Genomic DNA, 22,884 nt, shown 5'->3' with positions numbered 1-22,884 from the left:
GTGCAGGGAGCCGCGGGGGCCGGCGTCAGCCTCCGGGTACGGCTACGGCGGGGTCGATCGGTTCGACGGATTCGACGTCCATGCGGGCCGGGGTGCCGAGCGCGGCGCCGCAGCTCTCCGGACGCGGGGGAGTGGCGGCGTGCTGGGCGACCAGGACCCGCCAGGCCCGCCCGTCGGTGTGGTGGACGTGTACGGTCCAGGCGGTTCGTGCGTCGGGGCCGGAGCCGGATACGGGTTCCGGCTCGACGGGGTCGGTGCCGCGCACGGTCAGCGCTGCCGCGCGGTCCTCGTCGATCAGGGCGCGGACCGCCAACTCGGCCGCCTGGCCGGGCCGGGACCAGGTGGAGCGGCCGCGGCAGCCATCGAGGGCGACCCGGCCGGAGTGCGCGGCGCTGAGCGCGTCCTTGGCGGTGGCGGCGTCGAGCCGGCCGTAGGAGTAGCCGTGCGGGAGGACCAGCATGGTCGGGGCGAAGCGGTGGCCACCGAGGTGCGTGGTCTCCCAGACGTCGAGGCCGCCGTCGGTGGCGAGTTCGGCCGCGAGCGGGCGGCCGTGGAGGGCGCAACAGCGGTCGCGGGTGCCGTTGGTGCAGATGAGGGCGATGGGTGGGCCGTCGTAGCGGATGCCGAAGTCGGCGGGGTGGCCGGCGCCGAGGGCCGGGAAGTCCAGGGTGGCCAGTTCTGCGGGATCGGCGAGGGCGGCGGTGCGAATCCATGAGCGGTCGGGCGCGGTGTGGGCGGCGATCACTTGGCGGCGGTGCGGCTGATGGGTGTCGGCGTGCCGGCCAGGGCGGCGGATGAGGCCGAGCCGGACGCCGGTGCCGTCGGCGAGGCGTTCCAGTTCGCGGCCGAGCGCCGGGTCGAGGTGGCTGGACCGAAGGGCCTTGGCTCCCCACGGACCCGGCTGCTCGATCAGCAGCCAGGTCCGTGCGGTCGCCGCGGTGGCGGCCACCGGTTCGGCGAGTTCGATCGAGGCACGCGTGCAGAGGCTCACCCCGCCGAGCCTAGTGCGCCCGGCGGGGCGGACCCGTACGCGTACCGCCGGACCCCGTAGCCGTAGGTCCGCGCCCGCGCCCGCTTCCGTACCCGTACCCGTACCCGTACCCGCGCCCGCCCGCTTCCGCACTTGCACCCGCTTCCGCACCCGGGCCTCGTGGGGGCCCGGGCGCGGGACTTCCGTCAGGCCGGGCCCGCGATGGACGTGACCGGCTTCGCCAGCGGGACACCGGAGCCGTCGCGGCGCGGGTCCTTCGGCGGGAGTTCGGCGGGCGCGCCCGTCGAGGTGGCCGCGCGGGCGGGGGCGGGGCCTGCCCAGGCGAGCGACAGCCCGCTCTCGCCCCGCAGGAAGCGCTGGCAGCGCACCCCGCCGGTGGCCCGGCCCTTGCGCGGGTACTGGTCGAACGGCGTCAGCTTCGCGGTGCCCTCGCCGGCGCCGTCCAGGGTGCCCTCGGAACGGGCCACGGTGAAGACCACCGCGTCCACGGCCGGGTCCACCGCGGTGAAGGAGATCACCTGGGCGCCGTCCGCGAGCTTGATGCCGGCCATGCCGCCCGCCGGGCGGCCCTGCGGACGCACCTGGGCGGCCGGGTAGCGCAGCAGTTGGGCGTCGTCGGTGATGAAGACCAGATCCTCCTCGCCGGTGCGCAACTCCACCGCGCCGACGATCACGTCGCCCTCCTTGAGGGTGATGACCTCCAGGTCGTCCTTGTTCGACGGGTAGTCCGGCACGACCCGCTTGACCACCCCCTGCGCGGTGCCGAGCGCCAGCCCGGGCGAGGACTCGTCGAGCGTGGTCAGGCACAGCGCCCGTTCCCCGTCGTCGAGCGCGAGGAACTCCGTCAGCGGCGCCCCGCCGGCCAGCGACGGCGGGCCCGCGGTGTCCGGCAGCATCGGCAGGTCGATGACGGTCAGCCGCAGCAGCCGCCCGGTCGAGGTCACGACGCCGAGGTCGGAGCGCGCGGTGGTCGGCACCGCCGACAGGATCACGTCGTGCTTGGCCCGCTTGCCCGAGCCGTCGGTGAGCGGCTCGCCCACCCCGGTGCGGGCCAGCAGCCCGGTCGAGGAGAGCAGCACCCGGCACGGGTCGTCGGCGACCTCGAGCGGCACCGCGGCGGCCGGCGCGCCCGCCGACTCCAGCAGCACGGTGCGCCGTTCGGTGCCGTACTTCTTCGCGACCGCGGCCAGCTCCGCCGACACCAGCTTGCGCAGTTCCGCGTCCGACTCCAGGATGCGGGTCAGCTCGGCGATCTCCTCGTTGAGCCGGTCGCGTTCGGCCTCCAGCTCGATCCGGTCGAAGCGGGTCAGCCGGCGCAGCGGGGTGTCGAGGATGTACTGGGTCTGGATGTCGGACAGGCCGAACCGGTCCATCAGCCGTTCCTTGGCCTGCGCCGCGTTGTCGCTGGACCGGATGATGGAGATGACCTCGTCGATGTCGACGAGCGCCACCAGCAGGCCGTCCACCAGGTGCAGCCGGTCGCGGCGCTTGGTGCGCCGGAACTCGCAGCGCCGCCGCACCACCGTGAAGCGGTGGTCGACGTAGACCTCCAGCAGCTCCTTGAGGCCGAGGGTGAGCGGCTGGCCGTCCACCAGGGCCACGTTGTTGATGCCGAAGGAGTCCTCCATCGGCGTCAGCTTGTAGAGCTGTTCGAGCACGGCCTCGGGGTTGAAGCCGTTCTTGATCTCGATGACCAGCCGCAGGCCGTGCTCGCGGTCGGTGAGGTCCTTGACGTCGGCGATGCCCTGGAGCTTCTTCGCGCCGACCATGTCCTTGATCTTGGCGATGACCTTCTCGGGCCCGACGGTGAAGGGCAGTTCGGTGACGACCAGGCCCTTGCGGCGCGGGGTGACGTCCTCCACCGCGACGGTGGCACGGATCTTGAAGGTGCCGCGGCCGGTCTCGTACGCGTCGCGGATGCCGGACAGCCCGATGATCCGGCCGCCGGTGGGCAGGTCGGGACCGGGGACGTGGCGCATCAGCGCGTCGAGGTCCGCGTTCGGGTACCGGATCAGGTGCCGGGCGGCGGCGACGACCTCGCCCAGGTTGTGCGGCGGCATGTTCGTGGCCATGCCGACCGCGATCCCGGACGAGCCGTTGACCAGCAGGTTCGGGTAGGCGGCCGGCAGGACGTCGGGTTCCTGCTCCTGGCCGTCGTAGTTGGGCGCGAAGTCGACGGTGTCCTCGTCGATCGACTCGACCATGAGCTGGGCCGGGCCCGACATGCGCGCCTCGGTGTAGCGCATCGCGGCCGGCATGTCGTCCAGCGAGCCGAAGTTGCCGTGCCCGTCGACCAGCGGCAGGCGCTGCGAGAAGGGCTGCGCCATCCGGACCATCGCGTCGTAGATCGACGCGTCGCCGTGCGGGTGCAGCTTGCCCATCACCTCGCCGACCACACGGGCGCACTTGACGAAGCCGCGCTCGGGGCGCAGGCCCATCTCGTTCATCTGGTAGACGATGCGGCGGTGCACCGGCTTCATGCCGTCACGGGCGTCGGGCAGCGCGCGGGCGTAGATCACCGAGTAGGCGTACTCAAGGTAGGAGCCCTTCATCTCGTCCACGACGTCGATGTCGAGGATGCGCTCCTCGAAGTCGTCGTCCGGGGGCGGGCTCTTCGTCGTGCGGCGGGCCATCTCGGCGGCGCTCCTTTGCCTTGCGTGGTGCCTTCGGGTGCGTTGCGTGTGCCTTGCGTGCTGCTGCGGTGCTGCGGTGCTGCGGTCCTGTGTCTGTCGTGCCGCGGTGCCGCGTGAGTCGTGCCGCGGTCCCGCTTCGGTGCTGCGTCTGTCGTGCCTCGGTCGTGCCTCGGTCGTGCCTGGGTCGTGCGTCCGTCCTGCGTGTGCCTGCTCGTCAAACGTCCGCCCGCGTGCCTCGCGGTCGTGCACGGGCGGCGGGCGTACGCCGCGATGCGGCGCGGTCCATTGTGGACCGCGGCACCGACAACACCGACCGCGACCCGGCACGAGCGCGTTCCGGGCGGGAACTTCGCGCGGCGCGGGCACGCTTGCCTAGAGTGGCAGCACTCTACGCAGTCACGCAGCAGCGACCGGAAGGACAGCTTGCCCATGGGTCACACGGCCACGCCGGAGGCACACTCCAGCGGCCTGACAGCCACCGAGCACCGCTTGGCGAACGGCCTGCGAGTGGTGCTCTCCGAGGACCACCTCACGCCGGTCGCCGCGGTATGCCTCTGGTACGACGTCGGTTCACGCCATGAGGTCGAGGGCCGCACCGGTCTCGCCCACCTCTTCGAGCACCTGATGTTCCAGGGCTCCGCCAGCGTCAAGGGCAACGGGCACTTCGAACTCGTCCAGGGCGCGGGCGGTTCGCTCAACGGCACCACCAGCTTCGAGCGCACCAACTACTTCGAGACGATGCCCGCCCACCAGCTCGAACTGGCCCTGTGGCTGGAGGCCGACCGCATGGGCAGCCTGCTGACCGCACTGGACCAGGAGAGCCTGGACAACCAGCGGGACGTGGTGAAGAACGAGCGCCGCCAGCGGTACGACAACGTGCCCTACGGCACTGCCTTCGAACGGCTCAGCGCGCTCGCCTTCCCCGACGGCCACCCGTACCACCACACGCCGATCGGCTCGATGGCCGACCTCGACGCGGCCTCCCTGGAGGACGCCCGCGCCTTCTTCCGCACGTACTACGCGCCCGGCAACGCGGTGCTGTCCGTGGTCGGCGACATCGACCCGGAGCAGACCCTCGGCTGGATCGAGCGGTACTTCGGCACCATCCCCGCGCACAACGGCAAGCCCGAGCCGCGCGACGGCTCGCTGCCCGACGTGGTCGGCGAGAACGTCCGGGAGGTGATCGAGGAGGACGTGCCCTCCCGCGCCCTGATGGCGGCCTACCGGCTGCCCCAGGACGGCACCCGTGAGAGTGATGCTGCCGACCTGGCGTTGACGGTGCTGGGCGGCGGCGAGTCCTCCCGGCTGCACAACCGGCTGGTACGGCGGGACCGTTCCGCCGTCACCGCCGGGTTCGGCCTGCTGCGGCTGGCGGGGGCGCCCTCGCTCGGCTGGCTGGACGTCAAGGCGTCCAGCGGTGTCGAGCTGGCCGCCATCGAGGCGGCCGTCGACGAGGAACTGGCCCGTTTCGCCGAACAGGGCCCCACCGCCGAGGAGATGGAGCGGGCGCAGGCCCAGCTGGAGCGCGAGTGGCTGGACCGGCTCGCCACGGTGGCCGGCCGCGCCGACGAACTGTGCCGCTTCGCCGTGCTGTTCGGCGACCCGCAGCTCGCCCTCACCGCGGTGCAGCGGGTGCTGGACGTGACCGCGGAAGAGGTCAAGGCGGTCGCCGCGGCGCGGCTGCGCCCGGACAACCGGGCCGTCCTCGTCTACGAGCCCACCGCGGCCGCCGAGCAGGACGACGACCAGGACGACGACCAGGACGAGCGGAACCAGCAGGACGAGCAGGGAGAAGGTGCCGAGGCATGAGCGACACCGCCGCCACCATGACGTTCCACCCGCAGCCGCAGGCCGGGGAGCCCAAGCCGTGGGCGTTCCCCGCGCCCGAGCGGGGCACCCTGGCCAACGGCCTGACCCTGCTCACCAGCCACCGCCCCGGCCAGCAGGTCGTCGCGGTCGAGGTGCTGCTCGCGGCCCCGCTGGCCGCTGAGCCGAAGGACCTCGACGGCGTGGCCACCATCATGGCCAGGGCGCTGTCGGAGGGCACCGACCAGCACTCCGCCGAGGAGTTCGCCGCCGAGCTGGAGCGCTGCGGCGCGACGCTCGACGCGCACGCCGACCACCCGGGGGTGCGGGTCTCCCTCGAAGTGCCCGCGTCCCGGCTGGACAAGGCGCTGGACCTGCTCGCCGAGGCGCTGCGGGCGCCGGCCTTCCCGGACGACGAGATCAAGCGGCTGGTCGCCAACCGGCTCGACGAGATCCCGCACGAGCTGGCCAACCCCGGCCGCCGCGCCGCGATGGCGCTGTCGAAGGAGCTGTTCCCGGCCGAGGCGCGCAACTCGCGGCCCCGCCAGGGCACCGAGGAGACCGTGCGGCGGATCGACGCGGCCGCCGTGCGCGCCTTCTACGCCGCGCACGTACGGCCGGCCACGGCCACCGCCGTGGTGGTCGGCGACCTGACCGGCATCGACCTGCCCGCGCTGCTGGACGGCACGCTCGGCCGCTGGACCGGCACCAAGGCCGAGCCGCCGGCCCGCGCGGCGATCACCTCCGACGACACCGCCCGGGTGGTGATCGTGGACCGGCCCGGCTCGGTGCAGACCCAGCTGCTGATCGGCCGGACCGGTCCGGACCGGCAGGCCCGGGTGTGGGCGGCGCAGGTGCTGGGCACCTACTGCCTCGGCGGCACCCTCACCTCCCGGCTGGACCGGGTGCTGCGCGAGGAGAAGGGCTACACCTACGGGGTACGCGCCTTCGGCCAGGTGCTGCTCTCCTCCGCCGACGGCACCGGTGCCGCGCTGCTGGCGATCAGCGGCTCGGTCGCCACCGAGGTGACCGGCCCGGCGCTCGCCGACACCTGGCGGGTGATCCGCGAGCTGGGCGAGGGCGGGCTGACCGACGCCGAGCGCGACGTCGCGGTGCAGAACCTCGTCGGGGTGGCGCCGCTGCGCTACGAGACCGCCGCCGCGGTGGCGGGCACCTTCGCCGACCAGGTCGAGCAGGAGCTGCCCGACGACTTCCAGGCCGCGCTGTACGCCCGGCTCACCGAGACCGGCACGGTGGAGGCGACGGCCGCGGTGGTCAACGCCTTCCCGCTCGACCGCCTGGTGGTGGTCCTGGTCGGCGACGCGGCCGCGATCACCGAGCCGGTACGGGAGCTGGGCATCGGCCCGGTGACCGTCGTCTCCTGACCCACCGGCCCCCGGCCCACCGCACCGACCGGAACCCCGGCCCGCCCGCGCGGCGCGCCGGGGTTCCGGCACTCCCGGGCCCGCACGGCGCGTGCCCGTACCGCCGCACCCCTCCGCGCCCCGCCGCACCCCCGCTCCTCCGTAACCCCTCGTACGGGCCCCCGCTTCTCCGTTCCGTGGTCCGCGGCCGGCTGTCCAAAAACGATCCAAGAATTCAGGGGCTGCTTTCCCGCCCGCACTCGTGCTGGAATAGAGTCGCGACAGAATGAATTCGGGGACGGAACGGAGTTCTTACGATGCGGAAGCGGATGTGAACGGCACGGAGGGCACCGGTCGGCGTATCTCGGCCCAGGTGGTGTGTACGGCGATCCGCGACGACATCGTGGGCGGTTTCTATCCGCCCGGGAGCCGGCTGACCGAGGAGTTGCTCGCGCAGCGCTACGGGGTGTCGCGGGTGCCGGTGCGCGAGGCGCTGCGCACGCTGGAGTCCGAGGGCTTCGTCCGCACCCGCAGGCACGCCGGCGCCTCGGTGGCCGAGCCGACCGAGCAGGAGGCCGCGGACCTGCTGGAGATCCGCGAGCTGCTGGAGCCGCTGGGCGCGGCCCGGGCCGCGCAGCGGAGGGGCGAGTCGCATCTGAAGGTGCTGCGCGGCCTGGTCCGGCTCGGGCAGGAGCGGGCGGTGCAGGGCCAGTTGTCGGACCTGCCGTCGCTCGGCGGCTGGTTCCACGAGACGCTGGCGCAGGCGTCCGGCAGCCCCACGCTGGCCGCGCTGCTCACCCAGCTGCGGCACAAGATCGCCTGGGTGTACGCCGACGACGGCACCGCGCGGGCCGCGCAGGCGTGGGAGGAGCACGCGGCGATCGTGGACGCGGTGGCCCGCGGTGACGCCGAGCGCGCCCGCCGGCTGGCCGCGCTGCACGTGGAGCGGGCCACCGCGGTGAGAACCCTGAAACACTCCGTACACGCGGGGCGCCGCCGCGCTTAACAATCACACCGTATACAAGAACGTGAATTGTTGTTTCGGGTATTCCGGAATAGCGGGGCCGGGCATTCCGTGGGGGCTGTCCGGGTCCGCCGGGTTCCGCTGCGCGGGATTTCCGTACGGTGGTCGGTATTCCCGCGCGGCGACCGGCGCGCCGCGGGCGTGAAAAGGCGTGCCCGAAAGAGCCGCGGGAAAGGCGCGCGGGTGAGCCGCGTACGGAAGGGCCGCGTACCGAAGGTCCGCGTACCGAAGCCAGGCGCGGCCGGGGCGGTCCCGGGTCCAGACCGCCCCGGTGGGTCCCGGGTCGGACGCTCCCAGGCTCAGACGGTCTCGGGCAGCTCTTCCAGACCCTCGGCGACCAGCTTCGCCAGCCGGTCCAGCGCCGCGTCGGCGCCGTCGGCCTGCGAGGCCAGCACGACCTCCTCGCCGCCCTGCGCGCCCAGGCCGAGCACGGCCAGCATGGAGGCGGCGTTGACCGGGTCGCCGCCGGCCTTGGCGATGGTCAGGGGCACTCCGGCGGCCGTCGCCGCGCGGACGAAGATGGACGCGGGACGGGCGTGCAGGCCCTCAGCCCAGCCGACATTGACGTGCCGCTCAGCCATGGTGAAGTCCTTCGGGTCGGTGCGGTCTGCGCAGGTGGTTCCAGTTGTCTAGACCAGTTAAGCACGCCCGCGGTGCTGCTCCCGCACGTCGGCCCGCGCTTGAACGGGTCCCCCCAGACTGCCCCCTGCGCGTCGGCGGCGCGAGCAGACACCCCACGCCGGTGCGGCCGCATACGCTGGGGCCATGAGCGAGCAGCCGTACCCCGTCCACTGGGAGGCTGACGTCGTCCTGCGCGACGGCGGCATCGCCCGCATCCGGCCGATCGGCCCGGAGGACGCCGGACGGCTGGTCGACTTCTACGAGCAGGTCTCCGACGAGTCGAAGTACTACCGGTTCTTCGCGCCCTACCCGCGGCTGTCCGACCGGGACGTGCACCGCTTCACCCACCACGACTACGACGACCGGGTCGGCCTCGCGGCCACCGTCGGGGGCGAGTTCATCGCCACCGTCCGCTACGACCGCACCGACGAGCAGGGCCGGGCCGCCTCCGGGCCGGCCGGCACCCGCGCCGAGGTCGCCTTCCTCGTCCAGGACGCGCACCAGGGCCGCGGCGTCGCCTCCGCGCTGCTCGAACACATCGCGGCGGTCGCCCGCGAACGCGGCATCCTGCACTTCACCGCCGAAGTCCTGCCCGCCAACCGCAAGATGGTGAAGGTCTTCACCGACGCCGGCTACACCCAGCAGCGCAGCTTCACCGACGGCGTGGTCCACCTCGACCTCGACCTCGAACCCACCGTCGAGTCGGTGCGCGTGATGCGGGCCCGCGAGCACCGCGCCGAGGCCCGCTCCGTCCAGCGGCTGCTGCGCCCGGAGTCCGTGGCGGTGGTGGGCACCGGGCGCCGCCCCGGCGGCCTCGGCCGTACGCTGCTGCGCAACATCGCGGCCGGCGGCTTCACCGGCCGGCTCTACGCGGTCAACCACGCCTTCCCCGAAGGCGGCACCGACGTCGGCGGGGTGCCCGGCCACCGCTCGGTGCGGGAGATCGCCGAGGGCGGTGCGAGCGTCGACCTCGCGGTGATCGCGGTGCCCGCCGAACGGGTGCCCGAGGCGGTGGCCGACTGCGGCGCCGCCGCCGTGCGCGGCCTGGTCGTGGTCAGCGCCGGCTACTCCGAGACCGGACCCGAGGGCAGGGCCCGGCAGCGCGAACTGGTCCGGCAGGCCCGCGCGCACGGCATGCGGGTGATCGGCCCGAACGCCTTCGGGGTGCTCAACACCGCGCCCGACGCCCGGCTGAACGCCTCGCTGTCGCCGGACATGCCGCGCCGCGGCCGGCTCGGGCTGTTCACCCAGTCCGACTCCATCGGTATCGCGCTGCTGTCCGGGCTGCACCGCCGGGGCCTGGGCCCGTCCACCTTCGTCTCCGCGGGCAACCGCGCCGACGTCTCCGGCAACGACCTGCTGCAGTACTGGCAGGACGACCCGGACACCGACGCCGTGCTGATGTACCTGGAGTCGTTCGGCAACCCGCGCAAGTTCACCCGGCTCGCCCGCCGCACCGCCGTCGACAAGCCCGTGGTCGTGGTGAAGGGCGCCCTGCACTCCGGGGCGGTGCCGGCCGGCCACGAGGTGCCGGTCACCCGCATCCCCGACTCCACCGTGTCCGCGCTCTTCCGCCAGGCCGGCGTGATGCGGGTCGACACGGTCACCGAACTCCTCGACGCCGGGCTCTTCCTGGCCCTCCAGCCGCTGCCGGCCGGCGACCGCGTCGCCGTCCTCGGCAACTCCGAGTCGCTCGGCCTGCTCACCTACGACGCGGCGCTCACCGCCGGGCTGCGCCCCGCCGCCCCGATCGACCTCACCACCGCCGCCGGCCCCGACGACTTCGCCGCCGCGCTGACCGCCGCGCTCGCCGACCCCGGCAGCGACGCGGTGGTGGTCACCGCCATTCCCCGGGTCGGCACCGACCTGCTGACCGCCGATCCGAGCGATCCCAGCGACGGGAGCACCCGCCCCGCCGCGGCCGATCCGGGCGATCCGGGCGATCCGGGCGATCCGGGCGACCCCGAGGCCGGCGACGACCCGGCGCTGGCCGCCGCCCTGCGCGCGGCCGCCGCCGGCGCGGACAAGCCCGTCGTCGTGGTCCACCTCGCCCTCGACGCCATGGCCGACCGGCTCGGCGCCCCCGCGGAGGGGCCCGGCGCACCCGTCGGCCGTATCCCCGCCTACCGCGCGCCGGACCGGGCGGTCGGCTCGCTCGCCGAGGCCGCCTCCTACGCCGCGTGGCGGGCGAGCGTCGCGGAGCCCGGCCGGGTGCCTGACCTGGACCGGATCGACGAGGCCGGCGCGGCCGAGGACGTACGCCGGCTGCTGCCGCCGGGGGCGCCCGCGGGAGAGGGCGTCACCCTCGACGACGCCGACACCGCGACGCTGCTCGGCCGCTACGGCATCGAGGTCCGCCGGGCCCGGCCCGCGCCCGACCCGGACACCGCCGCCGAGGCAGCCGCCGCGCTCGGCTACCCGGTGGCGCTGAAGACCACCGCGCCCCACCTGCGCCACCGCGCCGACCTCGGCGGCGTACGGCTCGACCTCGCCGACGAGGGCGACCTGCGGCGGGCGTACGGCGAGCTGACCGCGCGGCTGGGCGGACCGGCGGAACTGCGCCCGGTGGTGCAGGCGATGGCCCCGCGCGGGGTGGACACGGTGGTACGGGCCGGGGTGGACCCGGCGGCCGGGGCGGTGCTCTCCTTCGGCCTGGCCGGCGCGCCCTCGGAACTGCTCGGCGACATAGCGCACCGGCTGGTTCCGGCCACGGACCGGGATGCCGCGGAGCTGGTGCGCTCCATCAAGTCCGCGCCGATGCTCTTCGGCTGGCGTGGCGCCGAACCGGTGGACACCGCCGCGCTGGAGGAACTGCTGCTGCGGGTGTCGATGCTCGCCGACGACCTGCCGGAGGTGGTCGCGGTGGACCTGGAGCCCGTGGTGGTCTCCGCGCACGGCCTGAGCGTGCTGGGCGCCCGGGTGCGGCTGGCCACCCCGCCGGCCCGCACCGACCTGGGCCCGCGCGCGCTCACCTCGTACTGAACGCGGCGGCCGGGCGGACCCGGGCGGAGCGCGGGCGGCGCGGCGCGGCGGACCGTGAGCGGCGTGCGGCGGGAACCGGGTCCGCGACCGAGTTCGCGGTCACCTCACGACCCGGGTCGCGATCGCGTTCTGACCGCCCCGGAGCGCGCATAGGATGGACGGCATGGCGAAGACCGGTACGACGACACAGGGCCTGCGCACAGCCATCGAGCGCAGCGGCTACTACCCGGCTCTGGTGGCCGAGGCCGTCGAGGCCGCGGTGGGGCGCGAGCCGGTCACGTCGTACCTGGTCCACCAGGAGACCACCTTCGACGCCAACGAGGTGCGGCGGCATGTGACGGTGCTGGTGCTCACCGACAGCCGGTTCATCGTCAGCCACACCGACGAGCAGGCCGCCGACGACACCTCGCCGAGCCCCTACGCCACCACCTCCACCGAGTCGGTGAAGATCGGCCGGATCTCGTCGGTCGTGGTCAGCCGGGTGGTGGCCAACCCCGAGTCCTACACGCCGGGTGCCCCCGGCACCCCGGGCACCCTGCCGCGCGAGGTCGTGCTGACCATCGGGTGGGGCGCGGTCTCCCGGATCGACCTGGAGCCGGCCGCGTGCGGTGACCCCAACTGCGAGGCCGACCACGGGTACACCGGCTCCTCGACCGTCGACGACCTGTCGCTGCGGGTGAGCGAGGCCGGCGACGGCCCCGACACGGTCCGGCAGGCCCTCGCCTTCGCCCAGGCCCTCTCCGAGGCGACAGCGGCAACGGACTGATGGGCGGACCGCACCCCGGCACGCCGTACCCCGACGCGTACGACCCCGAGCCGCTCGACCCCCGCACCGCCCCGGTCCCCGCCTACGGCACGGGCGCGCTGTGCGACGTGATCCCGGCCGCGCTCGCCGGGTTCGGCATCCCCGGGATGCCCGCCACCGGCCTCGCCCTCGAACCGGCCGACCGGGTCTGCGTGTTCCTGGTGGACGGGCTCGGCTGGGAGCTGATCCTGCGCCACCCCGACGAGGCGCCGTACCTGACGTCGCTGCTGGGCAGCTCGGTCGGCGGCAGCGGGCGCCCGCTCACCGCCGGCTTCCCGTCCACCACCGCGACCTCGCTCGCCTCCGTCGGCACCGGCCTGCCGCCGGGCGCGCACGGCCTGGCCGGGTACACCACGCTCAACCCCGGCACCGGCGAGCTGATGAACCAGCTGCGCTGGCAGCCGTGGACCTCGCCGAACGTCTGGCAGCCGCACCCCACCGTCTTCCGGCTCGCCGAGGCCGCCGGCATCGCCACCTGCCAGGTCTCCTCGCCGACCTTCGCGCAGACCCCGCTGACCAAGGTCGCGCTCTCCGGCGGCACCTTCCACGGCCGGCTGGCCGGCGAGGAGCGGATGGACCTGGCCGCGGACCGGCTCGCCGCCGCCGACCGCGCGCTGGTCTACACGTACTACAGCGAGCTCGACGGCATGGGCCACCGGCACGGCGTCGACTCCGACGCCTGGCGCGGGCAGCTGGCGATGGTCGACCGGCTGGCGCAGCGGCTCGCCGAGCAACTGCCGCCGCGCAGCGCCCTGTACGTCACCGCCGACCACGGCATGATCGACATCCCGTTCGACGAGGAGTCCCGGATCGACTTCGACGAGGACTGGGAACTGCGCGCCGGGGTCGCGGTGCTGGGCGGCGAGGGCCGGGCCCGGCACGTGTACGCGGTGCCCGGTGCGGCGGCCGACGTGCTCGCGGTGTGGCGCGAGGTGCTGGGCGACCGGATGTGGGTGGCGAGCCGCGCGGAGGCGGTCGCCGCGGGCTGGTTCGGGCCCGACCCCGAGCGGCGGGTGCTGGGCCGGATCGGCGACGTGGTGGCCGCGGCCTGCGACGACATGGCGATCGTGGCGAACCGCACCGAGCCGGGGGAGTCGAAGATGATCGGCCTGCACGGCTCCATGACCCCCGTCGAGCAACTGGTGCCGCTGCTCCAAGTACGCTCCTGAAGCGTTCGCCTCCGCCGTTCGTCTCTGCCGTTCGTCTCTGCCGTCCGCCTCCGCCGTCCGCCTCCGCCGTCCGCCTCCGCCGTCCGTCCCGAAAGGCCGTCGTCCTTCCCATGTCCGAGCTGGTCTTCTTCTCCGGAACGATGGACTGCGGCAAGAGCACCCTCGCGTTGCAGATCATCCACAACCGCACCGCCCGCGGCCTGCAGGCGGTGATCTTCACCCGGGACGACCGGGCCGGCGAGGGCAAGCTCTCTTCCCGGCTCGGCCTGGTCACCGACGCCGTCGAGGTGGCCGACGACATGGACCTGTACGGCCATCTGGTCGGCGTGATCAGCCGCGGCGGCCGGGTGGACTACGCGGTCGTCGACGAGGCGCAGTTCCTCGCCCCCGGGCAGATCGACCAGTTGGCCCGGGTGGTGGACGAACTCGACCTGGACGTCTACGCGTTCGGGATCACCACGGACTTCCGCACCCGGCTCTTCCCGGGCTCGCAGCGGCTGATCGAGCTCGCCGACCGGATCGAGGCGCTCCAGGTCGAGGCGCTGTGCTGGTGCGGCGCCCGCGCCACCCACAACGCCCGCACGATCGGCGGCGTCATGGTAGTCGAGGGCGCCCAGGTGGTGATCGGCGACGTGGACCGTGCGGCGGAGGTCGGCTACGAGGTGCTGTGCCGCCGCCATCACCGGCGGCAGATGACCAGCGCGTCCGCCGCCGCGGGCACCCTGTCGCCTGACGTGCTGCCGGTCAACCACTCCTGACGGCGGCCCGTTCGGTCGCCGGGAACGCGCGGACGACAAGGGGGCGGGTCCGGGCGGCCGCCGGCGAGGACGGCCGCCCGGACCCGCTCGCGGCCGGGGCGGTGCCGGTGTCAGGCGTCGGACACCGGCCCGGACCGCGCGACGACGGTACGATCAGCGGTCACCGGCACCGTGATCGCCCGTGCGCCGTCAGGGGGGGCGGAAAGCGGGGGTCAGGCCCGGCGCAGCCGGACCGTCAGGATCTGGAACGGCCGCAGCTCCAGCGGCAGCCCGCCGTCGGCCGTGGCCGGCAACTCCTCCGCCGGGGCCTCCAGCAGGTCCGTGAGGTGCGCCGCCGCCACCGGGAAGTCGGCGCGCAGCGTGCCGCGGGCCGATCCGCCGCGCGACTCGTACAGCCGGACCACCACGTCCCCCGACCGGTCGTCCGCGAGCTTCACCGCCTCCACCACGATGTCCGGGTTGTCCACGGCGATCAGCGCGGGCCCGCCCGCGGGCGCCGAACCGGCCGGCCGCAGCGGCAGGTTGAGGGCGTAGCCGGCCGCGATCGCGCCGTCCACGTCGGTGCCGACCACCAGGCCGTAGGCGAAGGAGTGCCGGCCGCGGTCGGCCTGCGGGTCGGGGCTGTGCGGGGAGCGCAGCAGGGACAGCCGCAGCGTGGTGGTGGTGCCGCCGTCCGCGCGGACCTGCCGGGACACGTCGTGGCCGTAGGTCGAGTCGTTGACGACGGCCGCGCCCCAGCCGTGCTCGCCGACGTGCACCCAGCGGTGCGCCCACAGCTCGAACCGGGCCGCGTCCCAGCTGGTGTTCTCGTGGGTGGGCCGGCGCACATGGCCGAACTGGATCTCGGCGCTCTCGTGCTCCGCGTGCACCCGGATCGGCCAGGCCGCCTTGAGCAGGGTGTCCCGCTCCTGCCAGTCGATGTCGGTGCGGACGGTCAACTGGTCGCTGCCCGCGGTCAGTTCGAGATGCTGCACCAGGTGCGAGGCGCCGAAGGAGCGTGTCACGCGGACCGAGCCGAGCAGCGGCCCGGCCTCGGCGACCTCGACCGCGTCGGCCTGCGTGAGGTCGCGCACGGTGTCGCGGTAGTAGCTGTCGATGTTCCAGGCGCTCCACAGGTTCGGGTCGTCCGGGTGGAGTTGGAGCAGGTTGCCCGGCCGGTCCGGGTCGATCGCCTCGCGCGCGGCGCGCTGGTCGTACACCGAGCGGACCAGGCCGCTGCCGTCGATCAGGACCCGCAGCACTCCGTTGTCCAGGGTGATGCCGTCGCCGTCCTGGCGCACCTGGACCGGCGCGGTGCCGGCGGCGGCCACCGCGCGGCCGGCGCCGAGCGCGGGCGCCTCGACCAGCACTGCGCGCCGCCCGTCGGCGAGCGGCTGGCCCTCGTCGGTGGCGCCGGCCGGCACCACCGCGACCTCCCGGCGGGCGTACGGGCCGGCGTTGAAGAACGCCAGGCCGTCGCCGCCGGCCAGCGCGGTGCCGATCAACCCGGCCAGTTCCGCCTGGAGTTGGGCGTGCACCGCCTCGGCCTCCTGGTGCACCCAGGCGATGGAGGAACCCGGCAGGATGTCGTGGAACTGGTGCAGCAGCACCCGCTGCCAGATCGACTCCAACTCCTGGTACGGGTAGGGGGCGCCGGTGCGGACCGACGCGGCGACCGCCCACAGCTCGGCCTCCCGCAGCAGCGCCTCGGCCCGCCGGTTGCCGTGCTTGGTGCGGGCCTGGCTGGTGTAGGTGCCGCGGTGGTTCTCCAGGTACAACTCGCCCCGCCACACCGGCGGTCGGGGGTACTCGGCGCGGGCCGCCGCGAAGAACGCGTTCGGGTCCGCGACCTCGACCTTCACCGAGCCCTCCAGGTCGCGCAGCCGGCGGGCCTTCTCCATCATCTCGCGGGTGGGGCCGCCGCCGCCGTCCCCGAAGCCGAACGGTGCGAGCGACCGGGTCGCCGCGCCCTTGTCGGCGAAGTTGCTCTCCGCGTGGGCGAGTTCGGCGCCGGTCAGGCTCGCGTTGTAGGTGTCGACCGGCGGGAAGTGGGTGAAGATCCGGGTGCCGTCGATGCCCTCCCAGTCGAAGCTGTGGTGCGGCAGCCGGTTGGTCTCGTTCCAGGACAGCTTCTGGGTGAGGAACCACTTCGCGCCCGCGAGCACCGCCAACTGCGGGTAGGCGGCGGTGTAGCCGAAGGAGTCCGGCAGCCACACGCCGTCCTGCGCGAGGCCGAACTCCTCGGCGAAGAACCGCCGGCCGAAGACGAGTTGCCGGGCCAGCGCCTCGCCGCCGGGCAGGTTGCCGTCGGCCTCCACCCACATGCCGCCGACCGGCGCCCAGTTGCCGTCGGCCACCGCCTTCTTGATCCGCTCGAAGATCTCCGGACGGCGCTCCTTGATCCACGCGTACTGCTGCGCGGAGGAGCAGGCGAAGACCAGCTCCGGGTACTCCTGCGCGAGCGTGGTCATGTTGGTGAAGGTGCGGGCGCACTTGCGGACCGTCTCGCGGATCGGCCACAGCCAGGCGGAGTCGATGTGCGCGTGGCCGACCGCGGCGATGGTGTGCGCGGAGGCGTGCGCCGGGCGGGCCAGCACGTCGGCGAGCCGGTCCCGGCCGAGCTGCGCGGTGCCGGCCACGTCGGCGACGTCGACCGCGTCCATCGCGTGCTGGAGCGCGCGCAGGATCTCGTGCCGCCGCGAACTGCCCACCGGCAGCTCGCGCATCAGCTCGTCCAGCACCTCCATGTCGTGCGTCAGGTGCCACACCGCGTCCTCGCGCACCGCGATCTCGGCCACCCGCAGCTCGTACAGGTGGTCGGTGCCGGCGGTCTCCTTGGAGCCGAGGTGGGTGCCCCGGCCCGCGGAGCCCACGATCATCGGGTTGGCGGCCAACTCCACCAGCAGGTCCACCGGTTCGCCGCCGGTGGCCGACTCGGCCAGCAGCACGCTGCGGTGGTACGGGTGCAGCCCCTGCAGCGGCGTGCCGGAGGCGTCGTGCACGAAGCCCTCCGCCTGTCCGCCGGGCCCCTTGGTCAGGTCGAAGCCGAGGTCGAAGACGGCCTCCACCCGGCGGCCCGCCCACTCCTGCGGCACCCGGCCGGTGGCCTTCAGCCAGGTCGTCGACCACGGGCCGCCCCAGCTGTCGCCGATCCGCACCGGTTCGTACGCCGCCGCCAGCGCGTCGGCGACCGGCACGGGTTCGCCCGGCACCTGCCAGGCGGCCAGCTCCAGGGTCAGCGGGTGGCTGTAGAGGGCGGGCCGCACCACGTGCGAGAGGAACTTGGTGATCCGCTGTTCGACGATGGGACGGTCGTCATGCACAGGAGTGCTCTTTCTGCTGGGGTATCGGCAGGGAGTCGGTCGTGCAGCGGGGGCGGGCGGCGGCGCCCGCCCCCGTCCGGGCCGGTGGCGGGAGCGGGGCTCAGCCGCGGCGGTGCCGGGCTCGCTCCGCCTCGAACCGCGCGGCCCACTGGGCGGTGCGGTCCAGGTACGCGGTCTGCGCGGACCGGCCGTGCCGCCCGTAGGCGCCCTCGTAGTCGAGGTAGTCGAACGTGCCGGGGGTCTGCGCGGTGGCGGGCTCGATCATGCTGCCCTCGTGCCACTCGTTGAACGACGTGATGCTCACCCAGTCCGGCGGCGCGTCGCCGTTGCCGGAGGACAGGGCGTACGCCCACTCCTGGTCGTAGGTCGCGCCGTCGGCGCGGTCCAGGATCGGGGTGGTGCTGCCGGGCTTCGCGCGGTGGTCGATGTAGCCCGGACCGAGCGACGGCGCCCACACCATGCCGCGTTCGGCGCAGAACGCGGCCACCTCGGTCCAGTCCGGCTCGTTGTGGGTGGCGATCGCGTCGTAGGTGTACGCGCCGCCGAAGTCGCTGATCCGGGTCAGGTCCCAGGTCTGCGCCATCACGATCGCCTGGTCGTCCACCTGGTGCAGTGCCGACCAGTCCACCGTGAGCAGGCTGTTGAAGATGTAGTACGCGGTGCGGTGGCCGTGCTCCGGGTCGCGGTGGAAGGCCGGGTGGTGGCCGTACTTGCCGCTGATGTACCGGATGTCGGCGACCACGGAGTCCGCGTCGCGGCCGTCGTACGGCTCGATGTGCCAGGCGACCTGGAGGCCCTCCTTGGCGGCGGCCTCCAGCACCACCTCGGCCCGCTGGTCCTCGTAACTGCCCTGCCCCCACCAGCTGCTGACCAGCACGCCGGTGCCGGCCTGCCGCAGCCAGCGCATGTGCTGGGCGACCGTGCCGTGCAGGTCGCCGGAGTCGTAGGGGCCTTGCACCGGGTAGTAGTTGGAGCCGATGTCCTCGGGCGGGGTGACGTCGCCCTGCTGCCAGTGCCGCCAGTCGCCGTAGAAGTCCGGGTTGCCGTACCACGGGTAGTAGAAGATGTGGGTGTGCCGGGAGACCGGCCTCGATCCGTGGGCCGCGCCGGGTCCGGGTCGCCCGGCCGGTGCCGGGGTGGCCGCCTGAGCGCTGTGGCCGCTCAGGCCGACCAGCGCGGCGGCGCCGGCGGCGGCGGCACCGGTGAGCAGGGTGCGGCGGGAGGGGGGCGTGAGTTCGGGTGACATCAGCTCTCTCCTTCGGTCGTACGCCAGGTGCGCCGGGGGGTGAACCCCAGCAGATCGGTGCAAGCGGTCGTGTCGAAGAGCGTGGCGTGCCCCGTGACGGCGGAGCGCAGGGGCACACCGGGGTGGTGCGTGGCCATCAGCGCGGCCGAGGGCAGCGCCGAAGTGGTGTCGGGCGCGGTCACGTTGACCACGTGCGCGCCGGTGATGTCGGCCTCCAGGGCGATCCGGATCGCGGTGGCCGCGTCGAGGGTGTGCAGCCAGCCCCACAGGTCGTGCCGCTGCCCGGCCGGGTCGGCGGCGCAGGCGCGGACGAACTCGTCCAGCCGGTCGCCGGCCCCGGTGAAGGGGAAGCGCATGCTCACCACGTCCGTGCCGTGCCGGCGGTGCGCGGTGCGGGCCACCTCCTCCAGCACCACCTTGGACAGCCCGTACGGGTCGCGGACCAGGCTCGGGTGCTGCTCGTCGAGCGGCACGTACGCGGGCGAGGCCGGGACCGGCGACCAGGCCAGGCCGACCGCGGACATGCTGGAGGCGGCCACCACCCGGCGCACCCCGGCCCGGCCGGCCTCTTCCAGGACCCGGTGCGCGGTGTGGCAGTTCTCCGCGAACAGGGCACTCGGGTCGGGCACGTTGGGGTGCGGGATGGCGCCGAGGTGGACCACCGCGTCGACGCCGTCCATCGCCTTGCGCACCAGGTCCGGGTCCTGGAGGTCGCCGGTGTGCACCCGTACCGCGCGCGGCTCGTCCACCGGCAGCAGGTCGGTGAGCACCACGTCGTGGCCGGCGCCGAGGAGTTCCGCGACGGCGTGGCCGCCGATGTGCCCGGCGGCCCCGGTGACGAGGACCAGCATCAGCCCTTCACCGCCCCGACCAGGCCGTTGACGAAGTAGCGCTGGAGGGAGAGGAAGAGCAGCACCACGGGCACGACGACGATCAGGGCGCCGGCCATCATCTCGTTGTAGTGCGGCACGTTCTCCGACGACAGCGTCTGCAGGCCCAGCGGCAGGGTGTAGGAGCTCGGGTTGTTCAGCGAGACCCGGGTGAGCAGGTACTCGTTCCAGGTCGGGATCGCGGTCAGCAGGCCGACGGTGATCAGCGCGGGCCGGGTCAGCGGCAGGTAGATCCGGGTGAAGACGTGGAACTCGTTGGCGCCGTCCACCCGCGCGGACTCCCGCAGTTCCTTCGGCACCGCCGAGAACGCGCCGGTCATCAGCAGGATCGACAGCGGCGCGCCGCCGTTGACGAAGGGCAGCACCAGACCCATGTGCGTGCCGAGCAGGTGGAGCTTGTTCTCCAGCAGCACGATCGGCAGCATCACGGTGACGCCCGGCACGAACAGCAGCGAGATGAAGAGCTTCTGCAGTATGCCGCGGCCGGGGAAGTCCAGCACCGCGAAGGCGTAGCCGGCCGCCGCGTACACCACCAGCGTCAGCACCACGGTCAGCGCGGTGACTTCGAGGCTGTTGACGAAGTACCGGAAGAAGTGGAGCTGGTTCCAGGTGCTGGTCAGGGTGTGGAGGGTCGGCGAGTGCGGGATCAGGTGGCCGCCGCGCACCACCTCGATGTTGTTCTTGAACGCGGCCGAGATCATCCACAGGAAGGGGTAGAGGCTCACCAGCCCGTAGACCGCCAGCAGGACGCCGATGACGACCTTCGCGCTGATCCGGCGGGCCAGCTTGCCGCCGCCGGAGCGGGGTCCGGCAGCGGGCCCGGGCCGGCCGGAACCGTTCTTCGCGGGGGCGGTGTCGTCGGCCGGTCCGAGGGGAATCGTTGTCATGTCCTGCTCCGCAGTACTCGGAGGTTGATCAGGGCGATCACCAGCGCGGCGGCGAACAGCAGCCAGCCGAGCGCACTGGCCAGGCCCAGGGTCGGGTCGAGTTGCATGAGGAAGGCCAGCCGGTACGACTCCAGGCCGAGCACGTTGGTGTGGTCGCCGGGGCCGCCGTTGGTCATCACCAGGAAGGTCTGGAAGCCCTGGAGCGAGTCGCGCAGGTTCAGCAGCACCACGATCAGGGTGATCGGCCGGACCAGCGGCCACACCACCGAGAAGTTGGTGCGCCACCAGCCGGCGCCGTCCAGTTGCGCGGCCTCCAGCACGCTGCGGTCGATGGTCTGCAGCCCGGTGAGGTACATCAGCATCGCCACCGGCACCGCGCCCCACACCGTCACCACGATCATGGTGGGCAGCGCGGTGTGCGGGTTGCCGAGCCAGCCCTGCGGCTGGGCGAGCGAGCCCATGCCGACGCTCTTGAGCAGCGTGTTGATCGCGCCGTCCGGCTGGAGGATGTACTGCCAGGCGAAGAACACCGCGATGCCGCTGGTCACGTAGGGCACGAAGTACACCGAGCGCAGCAGGGTCTGCATCCGGCGGGCGGAGTTGAGCAGTACCGCCAGCGGGAAGGACACCAGGACGGTCAGCACCGGCACCGCGATCATCACGTACAGGGTGTGCACGGCGGCGTGCTGGACCCGGGGCGCGTACCGCGGGTCGGCCCACAGCAGGTCCTTGTAGTTCTGGATGCCGACCCAGGTCCAGTGCGCGGCGAAGCCGTTCCACTGGGCGAAGCTCAGCAGGAAGCCGTAGCCGACGGTGTACAGGCCCATGACCGCGAAGAGCACCACGGCCGGGGCGACGAACAGCCAGCCGGAGAGGGCTTCGTGGCCGCCGCGCCGGCTGCGGCGGCGGGCCTTGGTGGCGGGGCCGGCGCCCGGCCGGGGGTCACCGGGACCCCCGGCCGCGGCTGCCTCCGCCGTCAGTGCGGGACGGGGAGCGGTGGTCACTTCGCCAGCTTCCAGAAGGAGTTGTTGAGCTTCGCCATCGCCTTGCCGGTCGCCTCCACGCTCTTCTGGTGCAGCGGGGTCAGGTCGGCGAGGATCTCGCTGATGGAGTCCTGGTCGTAGCCGGGCGGCCGGAAGCTGGCGTCACTCGGGTCGTAGGTGTTCTCCGGAGTGCCGGTGAAGGTCGCCGTCAGGCCGGCCAGGGTCGGGCCCATCACCTTGGCGGCGTCGGCGCCGAGCTGGGTGGCGGGCACCTCGGTGGCGTCCTTGGCGAACTGCGAGGCGACCGACGGCTGGGAGAGGAACTTCATCCACTTCTCGGCGTTCGCGGTGTGCGAGCTGGTCGAGGTGACGGTCAGCCCGGTCAGCGCCAGCGGGGCGAGCGCGGGCTTGGGCACGGCGCCGTCGGACGGGCCGGGGATGCCGAAGGCCATCACGTCGTCGGGGTTCATGCCGTTCTGCTGGAGGAAGGCCAGCGTGAAGGTGCCGCCGATGTCCCAGGCGGACTTGCCCTGCGCGAACGCCTGGTCGGCGGAGTCGATGTCGAGGATCTGGGTGCCGGGCATCCAGTAGGGCTGCAGCTTGGCGTACTCGCTGAGCGCCTTCTGGCCGTCGGGCGAGGAGAAGTCCTCGGACGCGTTCTGACCCCAGAGCGCCTGGTACTTGGCCTTCCCCAGCTCGGCGAAGGCCAGCGGCTGCATCGTCCAGGTCATGCCGGTCGCCTTGACCTTCAGGCCCAGGCTGACCCCGCCGGTGGTGGGGCTCTTCGTGGTGGTCGCCTTCAGGTCGGCGAGCCACTCCTCGTAGGTGGCCGGGGGCTTGGTGATGCCGGCCGCGGCGAGCACCTTCTTGTTGCCCATCACGATGCCGAAGGTGCCGGAGGTGAAGGGCACGCTGAAGCGCTGGCCCTTCTGGACGCCGTGGTCCTTGGAGTCGGCGGGCAGCGACTCCCGGTAGAACTCGGGGGTGACCGTGCCGGAGCCCTGCACGCCCTTCTGGTACAGGCCGCTCCAGCTCGCGTCGACGTCCTTGGAGATGTCCTTGGCGATGCCGGTGGAGCCCAGCGCGAAGTCCTCGCCGTCGGAGTGCGTCTCCAGCACGTCGGGCAGGTCATGGGTCTTCGCGGCGGCCTGCACCTTGGTGGTGTAGGCGTCGTCCGGGCCGTACGCCTGGATCTTCACGGTGATGCCGGTCTGCTTCTTGAACTCGGCGGCGGCGTTGCGCAGGCCCGCGACGTGGGACTGCTTGAAGGTCCACATCTCCAGGGTCTTGCCGCCCCCGGACGACCCGCCCGACCCGCCGCAGGCGGCGACCGGCGCCAGCGACATGACCGTCACGACGGCCGCTGCGGCGAATCGGGTCCGGCGGTTCTTGGTGCTGCTTCTCGTCACAGATCCTGCAACAG

General features: G+C 73.3%; 16 protein-coding genes. 7 read left to right on the top strand and 9 right to left on the bottom strand.

All coding sequences use genetic code 11. The features are described from left to right. Positions 1–25 precede the first annotated feature (25 nt). Complete coding sequence (locus tag AB0399_RS02230; RefSeq protein WP_366409967.1) at positions 26–991, bottom strand: sucrase ferredoxin; 966 nt, start codon at positions 989–991, stop codon at positions 26–28. A gap of 185 nt (positions 992–1,176) precedes the next feature. Further along, a complete protein-coding gene (locus AB0399_RS02225) occupies positions 1,177–3,624 on the bottom strand; it encodes a DNA topoisomerase IV subunit A (protein ID WP_329363982.1) in 2,448 nt (815 codons plus the stop codon). Positions 3,625–4,053: 429 nt separating this feature from the next. Between AB0399_RS02225 and AB0399_RS02220 the strand changes: the two genes are divergently transcribed. The 3 genes from AB0399_RS02220 to AB0399_RS02210 all read left to right on the top strand — a co-directional run bounded on the left by AB0399_RS02220 (position 4,054) and on the right by AB0399_RS02210 (position 7,800). After that, on the top strand, positions 4,054–5,433 hold the full coding sequence (locus AB0399_RS02220; protein WP_329363980.1) for a pitrilysin family protein: 1,380 nt from the start codon (positions 4,054–4,056) through the stop codon (positions 5,431–5,433). Beyond that, positions 5,430–6,815: a pitrilysin family protein gene (locus AB0399_RS02215; protein WP_366409966.1), complete on the top strand. Its 1,386-nt coding sequence runs from the start codon at positions 5,430–5,432 to the stop codon at positions 6,813–6,815. The genes AB0399_RS02220 and AB0399_RS02215 overlap by 4 nt, the downstream gene beginning before the upstream one ends. 310 nt (positions 6,816–7,125) lie before the next feature. Further along, a complete protein-coding gene (locus tag AB0399_RS02210; protein WP_329363976.1) occupies positions 7,126–7,800 on the top strand; it encodes a GntR family transcriptional regulator in 675 nt (224 codons plus the stop codon). Positions 7,801–8,117: 317 nt separating this feature from the next. Here AB0399_RS02210 and AB0399_RS02205 read toward each other — a convergent pair whose 3' ends face one another. Then, entirely contained in the window at positions 8,118–8,399 is a 282-nt protein-coding gene (locus AB0399_RS02205) for an HPr family phosphocarrier protein (RefSeq protein WP_328470289.1), read from the bottom strand. A 184-nt stretch (positions 8,400–8,583) separates the two neighbouring features. Here AB0399_RS02205 and AB0399_RS02200 point away from each other — a divergent pair, with 184 nt between their 5' ends. The 4 genes from AB0399_RS02200 to AB0399_RS02185 all read left to right on the top strand — a co-directional run bounded on the left by AB0399_RS02200 (position 8,584) and on the right by AB0399_RS02185 (position 14,153). Next, positions 8,584–11,421 carry a GNAT family N-acetyltransferase gene (locus AB0399_RS02200; protein WP_366409965.1) on the top strand — a complete coding sequence of 946 codons (2,838 nt, stop codon included), beginning with the start codon at positions 8,584–8,586 and terminating at the stop codon, positions 11,419–11,421. A 154-nt stretch (positions 11,422–11,575) separates the two neighbouring features. Next, complete coding sequence (locus AB0399_RS02195) at positions 11,576–12,187, top strand: DUF5998 family protein (protein ID WP_328470292.1); 612 nt, start codon at positions 11,576–11,578, stop codon at positions 12,185–12,187. Next, positions 12,187–13,395, top strand: coding sequence for a nucleotide pyrophosphatase/phosphodiesterase family protein (locus tag AB0399_RS02190; protein WP_329363971.1), 1,209 nt, complete (start codon positions 12,187–12,189; stop codon positions 13,393–13,395). Before AB0399_RS02195 ends, AB0399_RS02190 begins: the two co-directional genes overlap by 1 nt. 110 nt (positions 13,396–13,505) lie before the next feature. After that, complete coding sequence (locus tag AB0399_RS02185) at positions 13,506–14,153, top strand: thymidine kinase (RefSeq protein WP_328470297.1); 648 nt, start codon at positions 13,506–13,508, stop codon at positions 14,151–14,153. Between the two features lie 212 nt (positions 14,154–14,365). Here the strand turns inward: AB0399_RS02185 and AB0399_RS02180 are convergent, their stop codons facing one another. The 6 genes from AB0399_RS02180 to AB0399_RS02155 form a co-directional block, all read right to left on the bottom strand. Further along, entirely contained in the window at positions 14,366–17,455 is a 3,090-nt protein-coding gene (locus tag AB0399_RS02180) for a glycoside hydrolase family 38 C-terminal domain-containing protein (protein ID WP_366409964.1), read from the bottom strand. 100 nt (positions 17,456–17,555) lie between these two features. Then, positions 17,556–18,701, bottom strand: a complete 1,146-nt coding sequence (locus tag AB0399_RS02175) for a glycoside hydrolase family 99 protein (RefSeq protein ID WP_366409963.1) — start codon at positions 18,699–18,701, stop codon at positions 17,556–17,558. After that, positions 18,701–19,552 (bottom strand): NAD(P)-dependent oxidoreductase, encoded by an 852-nt coding sequence (locus tag AB0399_RS02170; RefSeq protein ID WP_329363962.1) that lies wholly within the window; start codon positions 19,550–19,552, stop codon positions 18,701–18,703. Before AB0399_RS02170 ends, AB0399_RS02175 begins: the two co-directional genes overlap by 1 nt. After that, positions 19,552–20,478: a carbohydrate ABC transporter permease gene (locus tag AB0399_RS02165; RefSeq protein WP_329363961.1), complete on the bottom strand. Its 927-nt coding sequence runs from the start codon at positions 20,476–20,478 to the stop codon at positions 19,552–19,554. The genes AB0399_RS02170 and AB0399_RS02165 overlap by 1 nt, the downstream gene beginning before the upstream one ends. Next, positions 20,475–21,482 carry a sugar ABC transporter permease gene (locus AB0399_RS02160; RefSeq protein WP_329363959.1) on the bottom strand — a complete coding sequence of 336 codons (1,008 nt, stop codon included), beginning with the start codon at positions 21,480–21,482 and terminating at the stop codon, positions 20,475–20,477. Before AB0399_RS02160 ends, AB0399_RS02165 begins: the two co-directional genes overlap by 4 nt. Further along, on the bottom strand, positions 21,479–22,870 hold the full coding sequence (locus tag AB0399_RS02155; protein WP_366409962.1) for a sugar ABC transporter substrate-binding protein: 1,392 nt from the start codon (positions 22,868–22,870) through the stop codon (positions 21,479–21,481). Before AB0399_RS02155 ends, AB0399_RS02160 begins: the two co-directional genes overlap by 4 nt. Positions 22,871–22,884: the final 14 nt, after the last annotated feature.

It is taken from the genome of Streptomyces sp. NPDC088194, assembly GCF_040702025.1.
In the GTDB taxonomy this organism is placed as follows: Bacteria; Actinomycetota; Actinomycetes; order Streptomycetales; family Streptomycetaceae; genus Actinacidiphila.
The sequence above is the reverse complement of the archived record's forward strand: the minus strand, read 5'-3'. Positions and strand labels throughout refer to the sequence as shown.